The sequence below is a fragment of the Embleya sp. NPDC005575 genome (assembly GCF_040605455.1).
GTDB lineage: Bacteria > Actinomycetota > Actinomycetes > Streptomycetales > Streptomycetaceae > Embleya.
In genome coordinates this window covers 1-15,705 of record NZ_JBEXCV010000081.1, presented here as the reverse complement: position 1 = coordinate 15,705, position 15,705 = coordinate 1, and the positions used below count along the sequence as shown (strand labels likewise).

Here is a 15,705-nt window from a genome sequence, read left to right as displayed (position 1 = left end):
ATCGATCCGGTGGGGGAGTCAGTTCGGGACGTGGGCGCGGACGGTGGCTTGCACGTGCGGGCCGAGGGAGTTCGTTCCGGTGACGCGGAGGTTTACCTCGTCGTCGTGCACGGCGGTCACCTCGCCGTCGAGGGTGAGGGTGTCTCCCGTGTGGTTGGGGGCGAGGAGGCGCAGGTCGACCTCCAGGAGTCGGGTGGCCGGGCCGCCCCAGTCGGTGACCACGCCGCCGACGAGCCCGGTGGTGGCGAGGATGTTGGTGAAGATGCCGGGACGCCGGAGCGAGGTGCGCGTCCAGTCGGCGTCGTGGTGGGCGGCGTAGAAGTCCTGGGTGGCGAAGGCGGTCGCGATCACGAACGTCGGGGTGATCGGGATCGTGGTGACGGGGGTGCGGTCGCCCACCCGCGGGGCGGCGGTGAGCGGGCGGCAGGTCCGGCCGCTCGCGGGTGTCGGCTGCGGGGCATCCGCGAGGGTGTCCGGCGCGGCGGTGGGTTGGTTCTCCGGCGTACGGAAGCACAGCACGGTCCAGTCGACCGTCGCGACATCGGCCTCGGCCCGGTCGCGGAAGGTCATCCGCGTGGTGACGAAGTATCCGGCGCCCAGCGCCGTGCGCTTGCGCGCCGACACCGCCGTGAGCACGCTCTCGCAGGTGAGGTGGTCCCCGACGGCAGCCTCCCGGTGGTACTCCTGCCGGCACCGGGTCGCCGCACGGGCGGCGTACCCGTGCGCCGTGAGGAGGCGATGTACGGCGGCCGCCGGGTTGTCGGCGCCCTTCCCGTTCGTCCGACCACCCGGCGGCGGCGCGTCGTTCGCCGCTTCCCCGCCCAGGTAGGGCGCATATCCGGGGACCTGCCGCAGCGTGGCGGCCAGCGCCGGCAGTCGGGGCATGGTCCAGGCCTGGATCATGGTCGGCGGCGCGACGATCCCGGCCCGTCCGGTTGCGGCGGCGGCGCCGGCGTCCCGGTAGACCGGGTTGGGGTCGCCGAGGGCGTCGGCCCACATGTCGAGCATGGGCGCGTTGACCGGGTGCCGGGCGCGCACGACGGACCCGGTGCCCTGCACGACGCACTCCTGGAGCATCCTGTCCAGTTCCACGGTGTCGGTCGTCATGCCCGCCTCGCCTTCCAGACGATCGCCGGTTGCCGTCGCACACCCTATCGATGTGCTTGACATTGACAAGCGATGGGTGTCGGACGCGGGAAGGCCCCGGTCCTCGATCCCGGATCGAGCCCAGGGCGTGCACGGCTCGTCCGCGGCTCGTCCACCGACCGAAGCACACGGCGCGGCGGTGCGCCGGTACCGCTGTGACGGTGCGGTCGACGCCATCGGTGGCGCCTGCGATCGATCCGGTCGTACACCGCAGCGGTGACGTGATGGAGCGCCCCCGGCCGTGGCCGGGGGCGCCCGGGGCGAGTTGTCGGGTCAGGGGATTCGGTGCGACGTGGGTGGGCGGATGGGTGTGGTCAGGTCGTGGCGTTCCGGACGACGTTGTACATCGCCTGGGTCAGTTCCCCGAAGCCGTTGGACATCAGGTAGGGGCCGTACGCCCAGTTCGGGGTGCTGCCGTGCACGATCGCCCAGACCGCGTCCCACCAAGGTGAGGTGCCCGTGGAGTTGGTGAAGCGGGAGGTGACCGCGATCTGCGTGCCGGTGCCGGTGGCGGGGTCGAAGTTCATCAGCCACGGGCCGCCACTGGAGCCCGGCGACATCGCCGAGGCCATGTCGTGCGCCAGGCCGATGGTCGAGTCGTTGATCGTGGTGCCGTGCGCGTACATCAGGGCCCGGCCGTCGAAACCGCGTCGCAGTGAGGGGGCGACGCCGAAGTCGGCGGATGTGGTGCCGTCGCTGTTCTTCGTCCAGTACCAGTTGCGGGTGTTGTCCGTGGGGTAGCCGAACTGGTGGAGCGAGAGCGGGTTGGCGTCCACGCCGAAGGCGATGTTCTGGCCGCCGGTGAGCTGCTGGATCGGCGTGGGGTCGCCGGGACGTTCGACGGTCGCCATCGCGACGTCGCCGCCGGATCGGAAGGTGCTGTCCGCGTCCCAGGTGGGGGTGATCCAGGCGCGGGTGATGCCCCAGACGCCGTAGGGCGCGATGTCGGTGCCGGGAAGGGGCGCGTTGGTGTCGTCGGTGCCGGTGAAGCGGGGCACGTTCGCGCCGTTGAAGCCGGGGACGAACACCGCATTGGTGACGACGTCGTCACCGAGTCCGCCGCGGATGTTGGCGGTCACCTTGAAGCAGTGACCCGCGGTGACGATGGTGCTCCGGTTGGCACTGGTGACGACGTTCGCCGAGCACGAGGAGGGCACGAGCGTGCCGTCGAACGAATTGCGGTACACCATCAGGAGCTTGCCGGCGGTACGCGAGATCGCGCCCTGGCCGGCCCACGGCTTGCTCAGGTCGTCCCAGCCGCCCGGCGGCGGGAACGCGTCGGCGCCGTCCGAGTTGAGGCCGTACTCGGCGATCCGCGCCACGTTCCAGAAGGCGACCTCGTTCTGCAGCGTCGCCGCGTGGTTGACGGGATCGGCGGCCACCAGCCGGGGGAGTTCGACCGGGGCCGTGTTGTCGGCGTGCGCCGCCGGTGCCGCGGTCAGTGCCGCGGCGGTGAGACCGAGCACCCCCACCAGGGTCGCGATCTTGCGTCGTAACGTGCTTCGTACGTACATGAGGTGGTCCACGTCCTCTCGAATGGGCAATGGCACAAACGTTGTTGCGTCGGGAGGCGAGCCCGTCCGGGCTTCGCCGAGACCGCGCCGTCCGCACGTCGCGATCAACCCTGTTCATGACCGGCCGGTCGGTCATAAGGTGTTCACGCGGGGCGCAACTGTCAAGACCACCAAGTGGTTTGACCGTCGAACAGGGGTGATCGGTGGCACGACCGGCGGGACCGGGGCGGGAGGCGTTGCTGCGGGCGGGGCTCGAAGTCGCCGACGCGCGCGGCTTGTCCAGGATGTCGGTGAACGCCGTGGTGGACGCGGCGGGCATGGCGAAGGGCAGCTTCTACCAGCATTTCAAGGACCGCCGCAGCTACCTCGTGGCGCTGCATCGCAGGTACCACGGTGGTTTGGAGGAACGAGTCCTGGCCGACGTGGAGGGTCACGCGGCCGGCCGCGAGCGCCTGGCCGCCGGCGTGCACGGCTACCTGGACGCCGGCCTGGCGACCACCGGCACCCGTGCGCTGCTGGTCCAGGCCCGTACGGACCCCGACCTCTTCGAGGAGACCCGGGCCCGCAACGCCCGTACCAGAGCACTCGTGCTGCCCGAACTCGTCGCCATGGGCTGGGATCCGGCGGAACCGATGGCGCACCTGCTCGTCGCGATGGTCTTCGACATCACCCTAGAGGAACTTGTCGCCGGCCGCCGCGACGACCTGCGGGAGGCGCTGCTGCGACTGCTCCTGCGCTGATTCGCGCGGCCGACGTGGACGTGGCGCGGCGGCGTCCCGACGGCAGGCGCGATCGCGATATCGGTCAGCCGGTCGTGCCGGCGAAGGGACCGTCGGCGCCGAACGCGAGGCGGGCGAAACGTTCGCCGATGCGGCGGTGGGTGGCGGGGTCCGGGTGCAGATCGTCGGGCAACGGCAGTTCGATGTGGTCCGCCTCGCCGTAGAGGTCGAGGCCGTCGAGGTAGTGCAGGTTCGGATCGGTGGCGGCACGCCGGCGGACGATGCCGGCCAACGCGTCCCGGATCACGGTGAGGGTCAGTTTCCCGGCGGCGATCTGCGCGGGATCGCCGGTGGCCGTGAACCGCAGGCGCCCCTCGCTCATCGCTTCGAGATCCATGGCACTGGGTCCCGGCGTGTGCTCGTGGATGGCGCAGTGGATCGGCGAGACGACCAACAGCGGCGTGGTGGGGTGCCCGTCGCGGATGGTGTCGAGGAAGCCGTGCACGGCCGGGCCGAATGCGCGCAGCCGCATCAGGTCCATGTTGACGATGTTGATGCCGATCTTGAGGCTGATCAGATCGGCGGGGGTGTCGCGCATCGTGCGGGCGATGAAGGGGTCGAGCAGGGCGCTGCCGCCGAACCCCAGATTGATCAGCTCCACGTCGCCGGCAGCCGCGGCCAGGGCGGGCCAGATCCCGGTAGGGGCGGCGGCGTTGGAGCCGTGGCTGATCGAACTGCCGTGGTGCAGCCAGACCTTGCAGCCGCCGGCCGGTCGGGTGTGCACGGGCGCGTCGGTGCGCAGGGCGACCAGCCGGGTGGTCTCGTCGTGCGGCAGCCAGATCTCGACGTCCTTCTCGTCGCCGGGCAGGCCGGTGAACCGCACGGTGTGCACCGGCCCGGGTCGGGTCCGCGCGGTTCCGGAGGCCATGTCGATGGTGAGCGTGTCGCCGTCGGGCACACCCGCCCGGTCCACGAGCCGCCCGTCGACGACGAGCTCGTACACCCCGTCGGGGCGCGGCGGTGCGCCGACGTAGACCCGTTTGGTGGCGACGACGTCCAGTTCGACGACGGTGGCCCGGGTGCGCAGGGCCAGCCGCACGCCGGAGGGCTGCGACTCGGCCATCGCGAGCTGACCGTCGGGGATCTGCTGCCGGGCGCGTGCGGGCAGTCGGTGGGGCAGTACGCCGCGTTCGGTGTGCTCCAGGTCGAGGGCGCCGCGCACGAGGTCCGTGGTGATGGGGGTGGTGGTCCAGTCGTGTCGGGTGTTCATTGCGTTGCCTCGGTCTCGTCGATCGGGAGGGGCGGCGCAAGACCGGCCCGGCGGCGGTTGACCGGCGAGGTCGCCCGGGAGGGTCGGGGGAGGGCTGCTTCAGGACGCGGTGGGCCAGGTGCGCAGCAGGGCGTCGAGCGCGTCGAGGATCTCGGTCCAGCTCTCCTGCGGGTCGGGGGCGCTGTGGCTGAAGCCGCCGGCGGTCTCCAGGCCGACGTAGCCGCTGAAGACGCTGCCCAGCAGCCGTACCGCATGCGTCTGGTGTGGTTCGGCCAGGTCGTATCCGCGCAGGATCGCCCGCATCATCCGGGCGTGCCGGACGCCGGCACTGGCGGCCGCCGTGTCCGGGTCGAGTCGGAACCGCGCGGCGGCGAAGCGGCCCGGGTGCTTGAGGGCGTAGTCGCGGTAGATGTTCGCGAACGCGATCAGGGCGTCCTTGCCGGCCCGTCCGGCCACTGCGGCGGAGACCTCGTCGGCGAGCTCCTCCAGGGCGAGCAGGGCGATCCTCGTCTTGAGGTCGTGGGCGTTTTTGACGTGCGAGTAGAGACTCGCGGTCTTGACGCCGAACCGCCGGGCGAGTTCCGCAGGGGTCGCCTGCTCGAAGCCGATCTCGTCGGCCAGCTCCGCCCCCGCCCGGACCAGGTTCTCCGTGGTCAGTCCTACTCGCACCATGCCCATCCTCCGAATCTCCGAATCCACCTCCGAGTGTGCCACAGTCAATTATGGTTTTGCCTAAATCTATTAGGCAAACTGACATGTCCTCCACGAAGCATCGATCGAGGAGGAGGCGGCCGGGTGCCGCGGGCCGACGTCACCCCGCCGGCGGGGACGCACGAGCGACTTTCGTTTTCCCCGTGCATCGACGCGAGACCGTCGTGGTCAACGCGTTGCGGCTGCCGCGTTCCATCGGGGGTCGCGGCCGGTGTGGGCCAGCAGGGTCTCGAACGCTGGGGCGTCTTCGGCCGTCGGGACGGGGGCGGCGAAGACGTTCATCTTGCGCGCGGTCGCGGCCATCGTGTCGACGAGCTCGTTCAACGCGGGGATCACCTGCGGGGGCGGCGTGTAGTCCCGGCCGGTGGCCCGTGCGAGGTCCCACGCGTGGACGGTCAGGTCGAGCAGGGCCATGCGCGCCACGATGCCGGAGGGCAGTCCCATGCCGCCCGAGATGCCCTCGTCGGCACCGGGCACCGACCACGCCGCGACGAGCCGCGCCGTCTCGGCCTCGAACTCCGTCCGCCAGTCGCCGTGCAGGCGATCGGGGGTCGTGGAGAAGTCCGCCGATTCCTTGGCGGCGAGCGCCTGGAAGTTCACGACCACCTGGAAGAGATGATTGAGCAGGTCACGCACCTCGTAGTCGTCGCAGGGCGTCGGCAGGCGCATATCGTCGTCGGCGATCCCGCCGACCACCGCGACAGCCTCACGGGAGGCATCCCGGAGAAGCTCACTGATCGTTTCGGTCATGCCCAAACCCTAGACACGTCCCCCCACCCCCGCCTTGAACAAACGCGACACGCCCTCGGCCTTCCGGCCGTCGGTTCTCCCTCGGGTGGGTACCCCGCCGGCGCGCGGCTCCGCGGACCGGTTCGACGTCCGCGCGGAGGACGTGGGAGAACGACGCCCGCAACCGCCGAGCCGCCGTCTCCGCCGTCGCACGGTCGTCGTCGGCACCGGCGGATCGTGTTCGGGTTGCCGGGCGAGTCGACGACGGCTCGGCGAGGCCCGGGCGGCGGCGCCCGCGGGTCACTGCTGATGGGTGGGGGGATTACCGGTACCGGTGAGCAGGTCGTCCAGTTCGGCTGCGAAGAGTAGGGCGGGGTCGAAGCCCATTCCGGTGAAGTGTCCGGCGAGTTCGAGGGAGAGGACGCCGTGGAGTCGGGTCCAGAAGGTCAGGGCCCGGTGGAGGACGGCGGGTGAGGCGGGGTGGTCGGCGGCCCACCGGCGGTGCTTTTCGAGGTGGGTGTCGAGGGGTGTCACGGCGCCGTCGGGGAGTGTCGCGGAGCAGGCGTCGAGCAGGGTCGTCATGAGCTCGTTCGCGATGACGGTGACGTGGTCGGGGGCGTGGTAGCCCGGGACGGGGGTGCCGTAGATGAGGAGGTATCGCTGTGGGTCGTCCAGGGCCCAGCCGCGCAGGGCGTGTGCGAGTGCCCTCGGGTCGGGGTCGGGGGTGGCCGCCGCGTGGAGGGTGTCGGCGAGGCTGCGGTAGGCGTCCTCGACGAGTTCGGTGATCAGGTCGTCGCGGCCGGCGTAGTAGCGGTAGAGGGCGGGTCCACTCAGGCCCATGCGTTTGGCGATCGCGTTGAGCGAGAGTGCGGAGGCGCCGGCGGTGGCGATCTGTTCCCGGGCGTGCTCCTTGATCTCGGCGCGCACCTGGGTGCGGTAGCGCTCGCGTGGGGTCGCCGTGTCGGTCTCCGCCATGGTCTGCCTCTTTCCGGACCTCGATGAACCCTGATGGACCTTGATGGGGCCTTGCTTGATCCGGCCCTTGACGGCTACATGCTCAAGGTCTGGTTAGAAGGTATCACGCATGTTCTTGACGAGGACTACTTTCGAGCGTTACAACTTATAACGAACGGCAAGACTATTCAGTCTGCTTCGGATGTGCGGCAACTTCGGTTGAACACGTCCGACCACACGCCCGCACAAGGAGAACGTCATGTCGGTCGTAGCAACCTCGCCCGCCACCACGGACCGACGCACGCCTCGGGCGGTGACCGTCAGCGCGTGGGCGGTTCCCGTCATGGTTCTCGCCCAGTTCGCCCTGCTCGCGGGCGTGCCCGTCGTCATCGCCCTGGTCGGCGCCCTCACCCGGATCCGCGACCGGGCGGTCCGCCTGGCTGCCGTACTCGTGGCCGTCGCCTTCACGATCCCGCTCACCGTGTGGCTGGTACGGCCCGACGGCGCGCAAAGCCTGTCCAAGGACATCCACCCCGCGTTCGTCGGCCTGATCGTCGCCGCATCCGCGGCACTCGTCCTCACCATCCACCGCACGCGTCGCCGGCGCCTGCCGGCGCGCTCGGCCCCGTACTCGCCGGGGTCCTGCTCCAACACTTCTGGTGGGGGTCGGTGTTCCTGGTCGCGGTGCCGGCGATGGCGCTGCTGCTGATCGCCGGGCCGGTCCTGCTGCCGGAGTTCCGCAGCGACCGAGCCGGCCGGTTGGACCCGGTCAGCGTCGGCCTGTCACTCGTCGCGGTGTTGGCGATGGTCTACGGCATCAAGCAACTGGCCGTCGAGGACACGCCGATCGTGCCCGCGGTGGCCCTCGTCGTCGGCGCGGCCGTCGGCGTGTTGTTCGTACGCAGGCAACTGCACCTGGAGACACCGCTGTTGGACCTGCGGCTGCTCCGCAACCGCCCGTTCACGGCCGTACTCGTCGCGCTGGTCCTCGCCGGCATCGCGATGGCCGGCACGGGCCTGCTGGTCACCCAGTATCTGCAGAGCGTGCTGGGCTACTCGCCGGCCGCGTCGGCGCTGTTGTTCGCGCCGATGGGCCTGGGCGAGGCGGCCGGCACCATGGCCGCGCCCGCGCGGGCCCGACGGATCAAGCCGACGACCGCGATGGCCGGCGGGCCGGCGGGATCGGCGCTGGGGAGCCTGCTGCTGGTCGGCGCCGAAGGTGCGTACGCGCTGCCGCTGGTGATGATCGGCATCACGGTCCTGGCGCTGGGCACGGGCCCGCTGTTCGCGCTCGGCACCGGGCTGGTCGTCGGGTCGGTACCCCCGGAGCGGGCCGGTTCGGCGGCGTCGATGTCGGAGACGGGCAACTACTTCGGCGGTTCGCTCGGCTTCGCGCTGCTCGGTGTGCTGGCCGCGGTGGTCTACCGCACCCGGATGGACGACACGTCCGACTCGCTGGCCGGCGCGGTCGAGGCGAGCGGACGCCTTCCGGCCGGTCAGGGGGCGGACCTGCTGCACACCGCGCGTGCGGCGTTCACCACCGGCCTGCACGTCATCGGCATCGTCGCCGCGATCGTCTTCGCCGCGTCGGCCGTACTGATCCTGGCCATGCGCCCGGCAACCGGGACCACCTCGGCCGGGCTTCCCGAGCGGGAGGATGCGCCGCGTGCTCCGGAAGGCGTGTGCGGGCGGCGGGTACGGGTCGCGCTGGATCAGGCGGTGGATGTCGACCCGGTCGGTCGCTGACAGCCGGAGGCCCGTCGAACCCCGGCCGTCTGCCGCGGACCGGTCGGGCCCTCGCGTGGGCGGCTGCTCCGGGCCGAGGCCGCGGTCGGGGAGTGCGGGCCATTCGGGTGAACCGGGGCGACGGTGGTTGCCGGAGCCGGACAGCCTCGTTGAGTGGAGTGCGCGCCGCAATCGGGCGGCGCGGATGCTGCGCTATTGCGGGAGATTGTCGTGAACTCGTTCAAAAAGGCCAGTGTCCTGGCCGTCGGTACCGCCGCCCTCGTGATGGCGGGCACAGGCGCCGCGAGTGCAAGCTCCGAGGCCGACGCCGCGGCGGTGAAGTCCTCCGGTGTCTTTTCCGGCAACATCGGCCAGACACCGTTCCACACCCCGGCCATGGGATGCGGCGACACCGCCAATACGGGCGCTGCGCTCAACCCGGCGTTCGGCAACGAATGCGTCATCGCCGAGATCGACAACGACTACGGTGACGAGGACTACGGGCACGAGGGCCATGGCGCGCAGGGTCACCCGCACGGTGGTGACGGCGGCTACCAGCACGACGACGGCCACCGCTCGCTCTTGGAGCGTGTGGGGGTCTGACGCCTCGTTCGGGAAACCGGTTCGACCGCCCTCTCCGCGTCCGAGCCCAGGATCCCGTGCCCATCCTCCGGTTCCGGCGATCGGTGCACCCCCGTTCGAGGGGCGCGATGTATTTCGAGATCCGCAGGAGCACAAGCTGAAGCGGGAAGCCGACCCGGGAGTGGGTCGCATGCTTTTGGCTCGTGGCACGAACGGGTGAAACAGCACACGGGCACCCCAAGTCCGCTCCGGTGTCGCCGCCTTGCGACGACACCGGAGTGAGGGGCCGCCCGCGCCCCGGGCACCACCGATGCCGCCCCTCACACGAACGATCCGCCGCAGGACCACGGACAGCGAGTCCCGGCGGGCCGCCGCGCCATCGGCATGCCCGACGACCGGCCGGGATCCGTCGGTCCCGCGAACTCCGGCACGCCGAGCACGAGAAGGATCGACAGCTCCGCAACGGGGCGCGGACCGGCCCCGTGTTCACCCGCCCTTGGCGGGACCTGGCCGCGTGCTCATCCCGCCCCCGGCACGACGACGTCGGCCCCGACCACGCAATGGTCGGGGCCGACGTATTGCCCGTCACGATGGACGGCGGAAGAAGTCCCCCACGCCCGAACGGCCTTCCGCGCAGGTGCGGCTCAGCCGGGGCGATACGAAGTCGCGCGTCGCGTGCGGGGACGGCAACAGCCGGAGGTCCCCCAGCCGCGTCCCGGCGGCCGCCGGGCTCCGCGGTCGGGCGGCGGCCGACGCGGCGGTGGTGATGGCATCGGGCACCACATCATGGCGGCCGGCCACCTCGTGGGAGCAGGCCGAGGCGACCAGTCGGTCGCAGACGCCCTGGGTGACGTCATGAGGAGTGCGCTGCGCCGAACGGGCGACGGCCGATCAGGCGATCATCGAGACCCGGCACCCACGTTCGGGCCCCAAGTCCCACCGATACATCCCGGCCGGGCGGGGGCGTGCGACGATTCGTGGTCTTTTCGCCCGGCCTGTGCCCTGTAGCCTGCCCCGTCTGCGACAGCGCCGAGGCCGGGGGACGGAAGGTCGTCACCGCCGGAACCGCCTTGCCGCAGCGCGCACATCGTTGATTCACAGGAGGGTCGGTCGAGTGTTCAGTCGTGTCGCCATCGTCAACCGTGGTGAGGCCGCGATGCGGCTCATCCACGCCGTGCGGGAACTGGCCGCGGAATCGGGGACCCGGATCGAGACGGTCGCCCTGCACACGGATGTCGACCACGCGGCCACATTCGTGCGCGAGGCCGACCTGTCCTACGACCTGGGCCCCGCGTCCGCTCGTCCCTACCTCGACCACGCGGTCCTGGAACGGGCGTTGCTGGCGACCGGGGCGGACGCCGCCTGGGTCGGCTGGGGCTTCGTCGCGGAGGATCCGGCGTTCGCGGAGGTGTGCGAGAAAGCCGGCGTCACCTTCGTCGGGCCGAGCGCGGAGGCGATGCGTCGCCTCGGTGACAAGATCCACGCGAAGCTCATCGCCGAAGAGGTCGGTGTTCCGGTGGCGCCGTGGAGCCGCGGCGCGGTCGAGACGCCGGCCGCCGCGTTGGCGGCGGCGGCCGAGATCGGCTACCCGTTGATGCTGAAGGCGACGGCGGGCGGTGGCGGGCGCGGCATCCGCGTGGTCACGAACGAGGACGAGCTGACGGACGCCTACGAGCGCACCAGCCTGGAGGCCGCGCGGGCGTTCGGCAGCGGCATCGTGTTCCTGGAGCGCCTGGTCACCGGCGCCCGGCACGTCGAGGTACAGGTGATCGCCGACGGACAAGGCACGGCGTGGGCGCTGGGCGTCCGCGACTGCTCGATCCAGCGGCGCAACCAGAAGATCATCGAGGAGTCGGCGTCGCCGGTGCTCGACCCCGAACAGGCCGCCGAACTCAAGCGTTCGGCCGAACGACTGGCCATCGCCGTCGACTACCGCGGCGCGGCCACCGTCGAGTTCCTCTACCACCCCGGCGACCGGCAATTCGCGTTCCTCGAGGTCAACACCCGCCTACAGGTCGAACACCCGATCACCGAGTGCACCACCGGATTCGACCTGGTCAAGGCGCAGCTGCGGGTGGCATCGGGCGGCCGGCTCGAAGGCGAGCCGCCCGCCGAGCGCGGGCACGCCATCGAGGCCCGGCTCAACGCGGAGGACCCCGACCGCGACTTCGCGCCCTCCCCGGGCCGCATCGTGCGCCTCGACCTGCCCGCCGGCCCGGGCATCCGGGTGGACACCGGAGTCGGCGAAGGCGACACCATCCCGGCCGACTTCGACTCGATGATCGCCAAGATCATCGCCTACGGCCACGACCGCGACGAGGCACTCGGCAGGCTGCGCCGGGCGATGCTGCAGACCAGGGTGGTCATCGAGGGCGGCGCGACGAACAAGAGCTTCGTGCTCGACCTACTCGACCAGCCCGAGGTGATCGACGGCAGCGCGGACACCGGCTGGATCGACCGCGTCCGCGGCGAGGGCAGGCTCGTTGCGCATCGGCACTCCGCCGTGGCGCTGGCGGCCGCCGCCATCGAGGCGTACGAGGAAGAGGAACTCCGCGAGCGGCAGCGGCTGTTGTCCACGGCTTTCGGCGGACGCCCGCAGGTGCGGCACGAGAGTGGCCGCCCGCTGGATCTGAAGCTGCGTGGCATCGGCTACCGCGTACGCGTCGCACGCATCGGCGCGCATCGGTTCCGCGTCGGCATCCAAACGGGTGACGTCGTGCGCACCGCCGACGTCGAACTCGACCGCTTCGACCGGCACATCGGGCAGATCGTCGTCAACGGCACCGCGTACCACCTGCTCACCGCCACGCACGGGCCGATCCACCTGGTCGAGGTCGACGGCGTGACCCACCGGGTCGGCCGCGACGAGGGCGGCGTCGTGCGCTCGCCCGCGCCCGCACTGGTCGTCGCCACGCCGCTGGAGGTCGGCGCCGAGGTCGAGGCGGGCGCTCCGGTGCTGGTGCTGGAAAGCATGAAGATGGAGACGGTATTGCGGGCGCCGTTCCGGGCGCGGGTGAAGGAATGCTCGGTGTCGGTGGGCAGTCAGGTGGACACCGGCGCGCCGCTGATGCGCCTGGAGCCGCTCGACGACGACGCCGCCGCCGAGGCCGAGGACACCGCATCCGTCGAGCTGGACCTGCCGGTTGCCCCCGAGGTGCTCCCGACGCGAGAGCGCGCCGCGCGCGGCCGAGAGGACCTGCGCGGCCTGCTGCTGGGCTTCGACGTCGATCCGCACGACGAACGCCGGGTGCTCGACGACTATCTCGCCGCACGCCGGGCGGCCATCGAGGGCGGCCAGGAACGACCGCTGGCCGAGGAACTCGAACTCGTCGACATGTTCGCCGATCTCGCCGAACTGAGCCGCAACCGCCCGGCGGGCGAGGACGGCGGCATCGACAGTCACGTGCACAGCGCCCGGGAACACTTCCACACCTATCTGCAAAGCCTCGACGTCGAACGGGCCGGGCTGCCCGATGCCTTCCGGGCCAAGCTGGCCAAGGCGCTCGCCCACTACGGCGTCACCGAGCCGGAGCCCTCGGCCGAGCTCGAAGCGGCGGTGTTTCGGATCTTCCTCGCCCAACAGCGCGCGTCCGTCGACGCTGCGGTCGTCACGACGCTGCTGCGGGCGTGGCTGCGGGAGGCGCCGCCGGACGCGTCACTGCGCGAGCCGGTCGGCCACGCCCTGGAGCGGCTGATGGCCGCGACCCAGGTCCGCTTCCCCGCGGTCGCCGACCTCGCGCGCGGCCTGGTGTTCGCCTGGCTGGCCCAGCCGCTGCTGCGGCGCAACCGCGCCCGCGTCTACACCGAGGTCCGCAGGCACCTGCGTCACCTGGACGAGCACCCGGACACGCCGGATCGCGCCGAGCGGATCGCCGCGATGGTGTGCAGCACCGAACCGCTGGTGCGACTCCTCGGCCGGCGGCTCGTCCGCGACGACCTGGACAACACGATCATGCTGGAGGTGCTGACCCGGCGGTACTACGGCAACAAGGGCCTCACCGGTGTTCGTTCGAGCCGGGTCGCGGGTTGCCCGTTCGTGATCGCGGAGCGTGCGGGTTCGCGTCTGGTCTCCTCGGCGGTGCGGTTCGACGAACTCGGCAACGTGCTGCGCGGGCTCGCGGAACTGGCGGGAGGCGAGGACGCGGTCGAGGCCGACATCTATCTCGCCTGGGAGAAGCAGCCGGCGGACTCCGACGCGATGGCGCGCGCGCTGCACGAGGTTGTCGACGCATACCCCTTGTCGAACCGGGTCCGCAGGCTCACCGCCACCGTCGCGGGCCGCGGCCGGGCGGTGATGCACCACCACTTCACCTTCCGCTCGACCGGCACCGAAATGGTCGAGGAGCGGCTGATTCGCGGCTTGCACCCGTACATCGCGCGGCGGATGCAGTTGGAGCGGCTGAGCGAGTTCGACCTCACCCGCCTGCCGTCCTCGGACGAGGAGGTCTACCTCTTCCGGTGCGTGGCGCGGGAAAACCCGTCGGACGACCGCCTCGTCGCCTTCGCCCAGGTCCGTGACCTGACCGAGCTGCGCGATCACGACGGCAGGCTGGTCGCGTTGCCGACGGCCGAGAACGTCGTCGCCACCTGCCTCGATTCGATCCGCCGCGCCCAGTCGCGGCGGCCGACCGGGAAGTACGCCGACACCAATCGGATCGTGATCTACGTCTGGCCGCCGAGCGAGATCACCCGCGCCGAGCTGGAGACGATCGTCGGGCGCGTGCTGCCGACCACCGAGGGTGCCGGGCTGGAGGAGATCCTGATCATCGCACGCCGGCGCGACCGACAGAGCGGTGAACTGGGCAAGATCGCGGTGCGGGTCTCCTTCGACGCCTCCGGCGGCACCGAACTCACCGTCGGCGAACGCTCGCTCCAGCCGGTCGAGCCGGTCGACGACTACCGGCGCAAGGTGCTCCGCGCCGCTGCCCGCAAATCCGCGTACCCATACGAACTGACCCGCCTGTTGGGCGACTTCGTCGAGTACGACCTCGACGACGAGCACGTTCTGGTGCGGGTCGACCGGCCGCGGGGGAACAACACCGCGGCGATCGTCACGGGCGTGGTCACCACACCGACCGCGCTGCACCCCCAGGGAGTCACCAGGGTCGTGCTGCTCGGCGACCCGACGAAGTCGCTCGGCGCGCTGTCGGAGCCGGAATGCCGTCGGGTGATCGCCGCGCTCGACCTGGCCGAGCGTATGCGCGTCCCGCTGGAGTGGTTCGCGCTGTCGTCCGGCGCGCGGGTCTCGATGACCTCGGGCACCGAGAACATGGACTGGGTCGCGGCCGCGCTCAAGCGGATCGTCACGTTCACCCAGGACGGCGGCGAGATCAACATCGTGGTCGCCGGGATCACCGTCGGCGCGCAGCCGTATTGGAACGCCGAGGCGACGATGCTCATGCACACCAAGGGCATCCTGGTGATGACGCCCGACTCGGCGATGGTGCTCACCGGCAAGCAGGCGCTGGACTTCTCCGGCGGTGTCTCCGCCGAGGACAACTTCGGCATCGGCGGCTACGACCGGGTGATGGGCCCCAACGGGCAGGCGCAGTACTGGGCTCCGAACCTGACCGCCGCGCGGGACGTGCTGCTGGACCACTACGACCACACCTACGTGGCACCCGGCGACGAGATGCCGCGGCGGGCGCGGACGACCGATCCCTTCGACCGCGACATCTGCGACTTCCCGCACGAGGTGGCGGGCAGTGACTTCACCACCGTCGGCGAGATCTTCTCCGCACGGCACAACCCGGACCGCAAGAAGCCGTTCGACATCCGCACCGTGATGCGTGCGCTGTCCGACCAGGATCACCCCGTGTCGGAGCGCTGGGCGGGGATGGCCGACGCGGACACCTCGGCGGTGCAGGACGTGCGTTTGGGGGGTGTGCCGGTGTGTCTGATCGGCATCGAGTCGCGGTCGGTGCCGCGGCGCGGCTTCCCACCCACGGACGGCCCGGACACCTACACCGCGGGCACGCTGTTCCCACAGTCGTCGAAGAAGGTCGCGCGGGCGATCAACACGGCGTCCGGCAACCGGCCGCTGGTGGTGCTGGCCAACCTGTCCGGGTTCGACGGCTCACCGGAGTCGATGCGCAAGCTGCAACTGGAGTACGGCGCGGAGATCGGCCGTGCGATCGTGAACTTCCGCGGGCCCATCGTGTTCTGCGTGATCTCGCGGTACCACGGCGGCGCGTTCGTGGTCTTCTCCAAGGCACTCAACCCGAACATGACCGTGCTCGCGCTGGAAGGCTCCTTCGCCTCGGTCCTGGGCGGCGCCCCCGCCGCCGCGGTGGTGTTCGCCGGCGACGTGCACGCCCGCACCGCCGCCGACCCGCGTGTGCGGCGGCAGGAGGCC

11 protein-coding genes are annotated in these 15,705 nt (G+C 71.1%); 5 read left to right on the top strand and 6 right to left on the bottom strand.

The window, feature by feature from the left end; all coding sequences use genetic code 11:
- Nucleotides 1–18: 18 nt before the first annotated feature.
- Nucleotides 19–1,107 carry a MaoC family dehydratase N-terminal domain-containing protein gene (locus ABZS54_RS25045; protein ID WP_355540204.1) on the bottom strand — a complete coding sequence of 363 codons (1,089 nt, stop codon included), beginning with the start codon at nt 1,105–1,107 and terminating at the stop codon, nt 19–21.
- Nucleotides 1,108–1,460: 353 nt separating this feature from the next.
- Nucleotides 1,461–2,660 (bottom strand): hypothetical protein, encoded by a 1,200-nt coding sequence (locus tag ABZS54_RS25040; RefSeq protein WP_355540201.1) that lies wholly within the window; start codon nt 2,658–2,660, stop codon nt 1,461–1,463.
- A gap of 203 nt (nt 2,661–2,863) precedes the next feature.
- On the opposite strand from ABZS54_RS25040, the gene ABZS54_RS25035 reads away from it, so the two are divergent.
- Complete coding sequence (locus ABZS54_RS25035) at nt 2,864–3,400, top strand: helix-turn-helix domain-containing protein (RefSeq protein ID WP_355540198.1); 537 nt, start codon at nt 2,864–2,866, stop codon at nt 3,398–3,400.
- Between the two features lie 64 nt (nt 3,401–3,464).
- Here the strand turns inward: ABZS54_RS25035 and ABZS54_RS25030 are convergent, their stop codons facing one another.
- The 4 genes from ABZS54_RS25030 to ABZS54_RS25015 all read right to left on the bottom strand — a co-directional run bounded on the left by ABZS54_RS25030 (nt 3,465) and on the right by ABZS54_RS25015 (nt 7,064).
- Entirely contained in the window at nt 3,465–4,649 is a 1,185-nt protein-coding gene (locus tag ABZS54_RS25030; protein ID WP_355540195.1) for an SGNH/GDSL hydrolase family protein, read from the bottom strand.
- A gap of 99 nt (nt 4,650–4,748) precedes the next feature.
- Nucleotides 4,749–5,321, bottom strand: coding sequence for a WHG domain-containing protein (locus ABZS54_RS25025; RefSeq protein WP_355540192.1), 573 nt, complete (start codon nt 5,319–5,321; stop codon nt 4,749–4,751).
- A gap of 207 nt (nt 5,322–5,528) precedes the next feature.
- On the bottom strand, nt 5,529–6,110 hold the full coding sequence (locus ABZS54_RS25020) for a TIGR03086 family metal-binding protein (protein WP_355540189.1): 582 nt from the start codon (nt 6,108–6,110) through the stop codon (nt 5,529–5,531).
- Between the two features lie 279 nt (nt 6,111–6,389).
- Complete coding sequence (locus ABZS54_RS25015) at nt 6,390–7,064, bottom strand: TetR/AcrR family transcriptional regulator (protein ID WP_355540186.1); 675 nt, start codon at nt 7,062–7,064, stop codon at nt 6,390–6,392.
- Nucleotides 7,065–7,302: 238 nt separating this feature from the next.
- On the opposite strand from ABZS54_RS25015, the gene ABZS54_RS25010 reads away from it, so the two are divergent.
- From ABZS54_RS25010 to ABZS54_RS24995, 4 genes are all read left to right on the top strand, one after another.
- A complete protein-coding gene (locus tag ABZS54_RS25010; RefSeq protein ID WP_355540183.1) occupies nt 7,303–7,752 on the top strand; it encodes a hypothetical protein in 450 nt (149 codons plus the stop codon).
- Complete coding sequence (locus ABZS54_RS25005; RefSeq protein WP_355540180.1) at nt 7,713–8,789, top strand: MFS transporter; 1,077 nt, start codon at nt 7,713–7,715, stop codon at nt 8,787–8,789. The genes ABZS54_RS25010 and ABZS54_RS25005 overlap by 40 nt, the downstream gene beginning before the upstream one ends.
- A gap of 153 nt (nt 8,790–8,942) precedes the next feature.
- Nucleotides 8,943–9,371, top strand: a complete 429-nt coding sequence (locus ABZS54_RS25000) for a chaplin (RefSeq protein ID WP_355540178.1) — start codon at nt 8,943–8,945, stop codon at nt 9,369–9,371.
- A 1,093-nt stretch (nt 9,372–10,464) separates the two neighbouring features.
- The coding region (locus ABZS54_RS24995; RefSeq protein WP_355540175.1) for a biotin carboxylase N-terminal domain-containing protein at nt 10,465–15,705 on the top strand (5,241 nt) is incomplete at its 3' end.

Bases quoted from the DNA above. Each gene is read 5' to 3' on its own strand.
- ABZS54_RS25010 (WP_355540183.1), top strand. From the start codon at position 7,303: ATGTCGGTCGTAGCAACCTCGCCCGCCACCACGGACCGACGCACGCCT.
- ABZS54_RS25025 (WP_355540192.1), bottom strand. From the start codon at position 5,321: ATGGTGCGAGTAGGACTGACCACGGAGAACCTGGTCCGGGCGGGGGCG.
- ABZS54_RS25030 (WP_355540195.1), bottom strand. From the start codon at position 4,649: ATGAACACCCGACACGACTGGACCACCACCCCCATCACCACGGACCTC.
- ABZS54_RS25020 (WP_355540189.1), bottom strand. From the start codon at position 6,110: ATGACCGAAACGATCAGTGAGCTTCTCCGGGATGCCTCCCGTGAGGCT.
- ABZS54_RS25045 (WP_355540204.1), bottom strand. From the start codon at position 1,107: ATGACGACCGACACCGTGGAACTGGACAGGATGCTCCAGGAGTGCGTC.
- ABZS54_RS25015 (WP_355540186.1), bottom strand. From the start codon at position 7,064: ATGGCGGAGACCGACACGGCGACCCCACGCGAGCGCTACCGCACCCAG.
- ABZS54_RS25040 (WP_355540201.1), bottom strand. From the start codon at position 2,660: ATGTACGTACGAAGCACGTTACGACGCAAGATCGCGACCCTGGTGGGG.